3 protein-coding genes and 1 pseudogene are annotated in these 5,239 nt (G+C 58.0%); 1 reads left to right on the forward strand and 3 read right to left on the reverse strand.

Translation table 11 applies throughout. The annotated features are described in order from the left end of the window. Window positions 1–2,681: excinuclease ABC subunit UvrA (gene uvrA / locus ACIP1X_RS27675; RefSeq protein ID WP_400755857.1), on the forward strand; the 2,681-nt coding region annotated here is incomplete at its 5' end. Between the two features lie 65 nt (window positions 2,682–2,746). On the opposite strand, the gene bfr is transcribed toward uvrA, so the two are convergent. The 3 genes and pseudogenes from bfr to ACIP1X_RS27690 form a co-directional block, all read right to left on the reverse strand. After that, the gene (gene bfr, locus ACIP1X_RS27680; protein WP_053124309.1) at window positions 2,747–3,214 is read right to left on the reverse strand and encodes a bacterioferritin; all 468 of its coding nucleotides are present in this window, start codon (window positions 3,212–3,214) and stop codon (window positions 2,747–2,749) included. A gap of 150 nt (window positions 3,215–3,364) precedes the next feature. Next, a complete protein-coding gene (locus tag ACIP1X_RS27685; RefSeq protein WP_400755858.1) occupies window positions 3,365–4,819 on the reverse strand; it encodes a catalase in 1,455 nt (484 codons plus the stop codon). A 241-nt stretch (window positions 4,820–5,060) separates the two neighbouring features. Further along, a pseudogene (locus ACIP1X_RS27690) lies at window positions 5,061–5,239 on the reverse strand (bL17 family ribosomal protein); the annotation flags it as partial.

Raw genomic sequence — 5,239 nt, forward strand, 5'->3', positions numbered from 1 at the left:
GCTATGTCGAATCGCTGTCGGCCTATGCCCGCCAGTTCCTGTCGATGATGGAAAAACCCGACGTCGACACCATCGAAGGCCTGTCGCCGGCGATTTCCATCGAACAGAAATCGACCTCGCATAACCCGCGATCCACGGTCGGCACCATCACCGAAATCTACGACTACCTGCGCCTGCTCTATGCACGCGTGGGTACGCCGCGCTGCCCGGATCACGATATTCCGCTGGAAGCGCAGACCGTCAGCCAGATGGTCGACCTGGTGCTGGCGCAGCCCGAAGGCAGCAAGCTGATGCTGCTGGCGCCGGTGATCCGCGAGCGCAAAGGTGAACACCTTTCAGTTTTCGAAGAGCTGCGGGCGCAAGGTTTCGTTCGCGCGCGCGTCAACGGGCGCATTTGCGAGCTCGACGAGCTGCCGAAACTGGATAAACAGAAGAAGCACTCGATTGACGTGATCGTCGACCGCTTCAAGGTTCGCGCCGATCTGCAACAGCGTCTGGCCGAATCGTTCGAAACCGCGCTGAAACTGGCGGACGGCATTGCACTCGTGGCGCCGATGGACGACGAGCCAGGCGAAGAGATGATCTTCTCCGCGCGCTTCGCCTGCCCGATCTGCGGCCACGCGATCAGCGAGCTGGAACCGAAGCTGTTCTCCTTCAACAATCCGGCCGGTGCCTGCCCGACGTGCGATGGTCTGGGGGTGAAGCAGTTCTTCGACATCAAGCGACTGGTCAACGGCGAGCTGACCCTGGCCGAAGGCGCGATACGCGGCTGGGACCGGCGCAACGTTTATTACTTCCAGATGCTGGGTTCGCTGGCGTCGCACTATAAGTTCAGCCTGGAAAAACCGTTCAACGAACTGACCGCCGAACAGCAGAAACAGATTCTGCACGGCAGCGGCTCGCAGAACGTCGACTTCAAATATTTGAACGACCGTGGCGATATCGTCAAACGTTCGCACCCGTTCGAAGGCATCGTGCCGAATCTGGAACGTCGCTACCGCGAGACTGAATCGGCGAGCGTGCGCGAAGAGTTGGCCAAGTTCCTCAGCACCCAGTCCTGCCCGGATTGCCGTGGCACGCGTCTACGGCGTGAAGCACGCCATGTGTGGGTCGGCGAGAAGACATTGCCAGCGGTGACCAATCTGCCGATCGGCGATGCCTGCGTGTACTTCGGCGAACTGAAGATGACCGGGCGTCGCGGCGAGATCGCTGACAAGATTCTCAAGGAAATCCGCGAGCGTCTGCAATTCCTCGTCAACGTCGGCTTGGATTACCTGTCGCTGGATCGCAGCGCGGACACCCTGTCCGGCGGCGAAGCACAGCGTATTCGCCTGGCCAGCCAGATCGGTGCCGGCCTCGTCGGTGTTTTGTACATCCTCGATGAACCGTCGATTGGTCTGCACCAACGTGACAACGATCGCCTGCTCGGCACGCTCAAACATCTGCGTGACATCGGCAACACGGTGATCGTGGTTGAGCACGACGAAGATGCGATTCGTCTGGCCGACTATGTTGTGGATATTGGCCCGGGCGCCGGTGTGCACGGCGGGCAGATTGTTGCCGAAGGTACGCCGGCCGAAGTCATGGCGCACCCGGATTCCCTGACCGGTAAATACCTGTCGGGCCGGGTGAAGATTGAAGTGCCGGCCAAACGTACGCCACGCAACAAGAAGCTGACTCTGTCGCTCAAGGGCGCGCGCGGTAACAACCTGCGCAATGTCGACCTGGAAATTCCGATCGGCCTGCTGACCTGCGTGACTGGCGTGTCCGGCTCGGGCAAATCGACGCTGATCAACAACACGCTGTTTCCGCTGAGCGCCACCGCACTTAACGGCGCGACGACGCTGGAAGCCGCCGCGCATGACAGCATCAAGGGCCTGGACCATCTCGATAAAGTTGTCGACATCGACCAAAGCCCGATCGGTCGTACGCCGCGCTCCAACCCGGCGACGTACACCGGGCTGTTCACGCCAATCCGCGAGCTGTTCGCTGGCGTTCCCGAGTCGCGTTCCCGTGGTTACGGCCCGGGGCGTTTCTCGTTCAACGTCAAGGGCGGTCGCTGCGAGGCGTGCCAGGGCGACGGTCTGATCAAGGTCGAAATGCACTTCTTGCCGGACATCTATGTGCCGTGCGACGTGTGCAAGAGCAAGCGCTACAACCGCGAAACCCTTGAGATCAAATACAAGGGCAAGAATATCCACGAAACCCTCGAAATGACCATCGAAGAAGCGCGGGTGTTCTTCGATGCGGTGCCAGCGCTGGCGCGCAAGCTGCAAACGTTAATGGATGTCGGCCTGTCGTACATCAAGCTCGGGCAGTCGGCGACCACGTTGTCCGGCGGTGAAGCGCAACGCGTCAAGCTGTCCCGCGAGCTGTCGAAGCGTGACACCGGCAAAACTCTGTACATCCTCGACGAGCCGACCACAGGCCTGCACTTCGCGGATATCCAGCAATTGCTCGACGTGCTGCATCGCCTGCGCGATCACGGCAACACCGTGGTGGTGATCGAACACAACCTCGACGTGATCAAGACGGCCGACTGGCTGGTCGATCTCGGGCCGGAGGGTGGTTCCAAGGGTGGGCAGATCATCGCCGTGGGTACGCCGGAGCAAGTGGCCGAGATGAAACAGTCTCACACTGGCCATTACCTCAAGCCGTTGCTGATCCGCGATCGGGCTTAAACGCCGGGCATGAAAAAGCCCCTGTCACTTCAACAGTGACAGGGGCTTTTTTGTACCTACTGCGATCAGGAGGTGTGCGATTGCAGGTAATTCTCGAGACCGATCAGTTTGATCAGGCCCAACTGCTTTTCCAGCCAGTAGGTGTGATCTTCTTCGGTGTCGTTCAACTGCACACGCAGGATCTCGCGGCTGACGTAATCTTTGTGCTGCTCGCACAGCTCGATGCCTTTGCACAGCGCGGCACGAACTTTGTACTCAAGGCGCAGATCCGCTTCGAGCATCTCCGGCACAGTACTGCCGACATCCAGATCATCCGGACGCATGCGCGGTGTGCCTTCGAGCATCAGAATGCGGCGCATCAACGCATCAGCGTGACCCGCTTCTTCTTCCATTTCGTGGTTGATTCGCTCGTAGAGCTTGGTGAACCCCCAGTCCTCATACATCCGCGAATGAACGAAATATTGATCACGCGCGGCCAGTTCGCCGGTCAGCAACGTGTTGAGGTAATCGATTACGTCTGGGTGGCCTTGCATCGCCCTACATCTCCCTACTTGAAAGGCTGTAGTTTGAACCAACCTGACCGGAAGGTCACCCCGCTTAGCGCAATAAAAGCGAAGATACTCTGAGAAAAGCAGCCTAAATAACGCAAAAACCGCCCAAATGAGGGCGGTTCTGCTTCTCGTTTAGACTTCGTTAAGCTGTACGTTGAGCAGCTTTGCGATTGCTTCTCCATACGCCGGATCGGCTTTGTAGAAATGCTGCAACTGGCGATCAACGACATCGCTCGAAACACCACTCATTGCACCGGCGATGTTGCTGACCAACAGCGCTCTTTGAGCGTCGCTCATCAACCGGAACAGCGCACCGGCGTGGCTGTAGTAATCGGTGTCTTCGCGGTGATCGTAACGGTCAGCCGCACCGTTCAGGGCCAGCGCAGGCTCGGCGTAATGCGGAGCTTGTTTCGGCGATTCGATGTAGCTGTTTGGCTCGTAATTCGGTGCTGCGCCGCCATTGCTGCCGAACGCCATCGAACCGTCGCGCTGGTAAGTATTCACCGGGCTGCGTGGCGCGTTCACCGGCAGTTGCTGGTGATTGGTGCCTACGCGGTAGCGATGCGCATCGGCGTAAGCGAAGACGCGACCTTGCAGCATGCGATCCGGCGACAGACCGACACCTGGCACCACATTGCTTGGGCCGAACGCGGCTTGTTCAACTTCAGCGAAGTAGTTCTGCGGGTTGCGATTCAGTTCCAGCTCGCCCACTTCGATCAGCGGGAATTCTTTCTGCGACCAGGTTTTGGTCACGTCGAACGGGTTCTCGTAATGCGCCGCCGCTTGCGCCTCGGTCATGATCTGAATGCACACGCGCCATTTCGGGAAATCACCGCGTTCAATCGCTTCAAACAGATCGCGCTGGGCGTAATCCGGGTCGGTGCCGGCAATACGGGCAGCATCCGCAGGTGCCAGATTCTTGATGCCTTGTTTTGTCTTGTAGTGCCACTTCACCCAGTGACGCTCGCCTTGCGCGCTGATGAGGCTGTACGTGTGACTGCCGAAGCCGTGCATGTGACGGTAACCGTCAGGAATGCCGCGATCGGAGAACAGAATGGTCACCTGGTGCAGCGCCTCAGGCGAATGCGACCAGAAGTCCCACATCATCTGCGCGCTTTTCAGGTTGCTTTGTGGCAGACGCTTTTGCGTGTGAATGAAGTCCGGGAATTTCAGCGGATCACGGATGAAGAACACCGGGGTGTTGTTGCCAACGATGTCCCAGTTGCCTTCCTCGGTATAGAACTTCAGCGCGAAGCCACGTGGATCTCGCTCGGTGTCGGCAGAACCACGTTCGCCACCCACGGTAGAGAAACGCAGGAACGTCGGGGTTTGTTTGCCTACAGATTCAAACAGTTTGGCGCTGGTGTACTCGGTGATATCACGAGTGACAGTGAACGTGCCGTAAGCGCCCGAGCCTTTAGCGTGGACACGACGTTCAGGAATGTTTTCACGATTGAAGTGAGCAAGTTTCTCGAGCAGGTGGAAATCGTCGAGAAGCAGCGGGCCACGTGGGCCGGCGGATCGAGAATTCTGGTTATCAGCGACAGGTGCGCCACTGGCGGTCGTAAGCGTTTTGATCTGGCTCATACGGTCTTCTTCCTCTATCAGTCTTGGAACTGCCGGCTAATCGGCTTGGTGGGAAGTATTGATCATCGACGTGAGAGCCACAAATTCATTAACTCGTGCACATCGATAGATAATTACTAATTATGATTCCCGGCCCATGGTGACAGCTGACCTATGTCAGAAGCTTGTACGAACAGCGCATTTTTCATGCAGACACAAAAAACCGGGCACTAGGCCCGGTTCTTTGTTTCAGACTGACGTCTTACTCGGCGGATACAGCTTCGCCAGCAGTAGCACGATCAACCAACTCGACGTACGCCATAGGCGCGTTGTCGCCAGTGCGGAAACCGCACTTGAGGATGCGCAGGTAGCCACCCTCACGGGTAGCGTAACGCTGCCCAGGTCGTTGAAGAGCTTACCAACGATGGCTTTCGAACGAGT

This window comes from Pseudomonas sp. NPDC088885, assembly GCF_044750025.1.
In the GTDB taxonomy this organism is placed as follows: domain Bacteria; phylum Pseudomonadota; class Gammaproteobacteria; order Pseudomonadales; family Pseudomonadaceae; genus Aquipseudomonas; species Aquipseudomonas rustica.